Here is a 1049-nt window from a genome sequence, read left to right as displayed (position 1 = left end):
TAAGTGTGGGTATTGTAAAAATTTCTGATGAGCTACATGAGTATCTTCGTAAAGCAAGTAATGTGATGTCTCGATCAGTTAATGCACAAGCAGAGTTTTGGATAAAAATTGGTATTCAAGCAGAATTAAATCCAGAAAAAACGTTTCCAATGATTATTAATGAAATGTTAGAAAAAGAAGCAATAAAACAAGAGCATAAGTAAATATAAAGGAGATTAATATGGATAAAATTACGATTAAAACCCCTGAGGAAATTGAATTAATGCGTGAATCAGGTCGTTTATTAGCCCAAGTTTTTACAATGCTTGATGATTTTATTGTGCCAGGTGTTTCCACATTAGAAATTAACGATAAAGTAGACGATTTTATTACTCATGATCTGCAATCGAGACCTGCAAGCAAAGGACAATATGGTTATGAGTATGTACTTAATACTTCAATTAATGAGGTAGTATGCCATGGTGTTCCTAAAGCAGATGAGCTATTAAAAAGTAAAGATATTATTAATGTCGATATTACACTAGAAAAAAATGGTTTTATTGCTGATTCTAGCAAGATGTATGTCATGCCAGATGCCTCACCTATAGCAAGAAGATTAGTCAAAACAACTTACCAAGCGATGTGGGAAGGTATCAAAGAAGTTAAACCAGGTGCAACACTCGGTGATATCGGTCATGCAATCCAAAGCTTTGCACAAAGTCATGGGTATAGTGTTGTAAGAGAGTATTGTGGACACGGGATTGGTCGAGAAATGCACGAAGCCCCTCAAGTATTACATTATGGTATTCGAGGACAAGGTGTTGTACTAAAAGAAGGGATGACCTTTACCATTGAACCGATGATTAACCAAGGTGGACACAAAATAAAAACCAAAAAAGATGGTTGGACTGTAGTCACCCGTGATAAAAAATTATCGGCACAATCAGAACATACTATTTTAGTTACTGCTGATGGGTATGAAGTACTCACTTTGCGTCCAGAAGAAACACTTCCATAATAAATTAATTTATATCTATCTAATTTTTGATGCAAAAATTATGATATAAATT

At 34.2% G+C, this 1049-nt stretch carries 2 protein-coding genes; both read left to right on the top strand.

Features of this window, described 5'->3' with window-relative positions; translation table 11 throughout:
* Positions 1-5: 5 nt before the first annotated feature.
* The gene (locus AACU98_RS17020; RefSeq protein ID WP_004242542.1) at positions 6-203 is read left to right on the top strand and encodes a ParD-like family protein; all 198 of its coding nucleotides are present in this window, start codon (positions 6-8) and stop codon (positions 201-203) included.
* Positions 204-220: 17 nt separating this feature from the next.
* On the top strand, positions 221-997 hold the full coding sequence (gene map, locus AACU98_RS17015) for a type I methionyl aminopeptidase (RefSeq protein ID WP_004242544.1): 777 nt from the start codon (positions 221-223) through the stop codon (positions 995-997).
* Positions 998-1049: the final 52 nt, after the last annotated feature.

Origin of the sequence: Proteus sp. G4380 (genome assembly GCF_963885725.1) — a bacterium.
In the GTDB taxonomy this organism is placed as follows: domain Bacteria; phylum Pseudomonadota; class Gammaproteobacteria; order Enterobacterales; family Enterobacteriaceae; genus Proteus; species Proteus mirabilis.
This window is presented reverse-complemented; position numbering and strand designations above follow the sequence as displayed.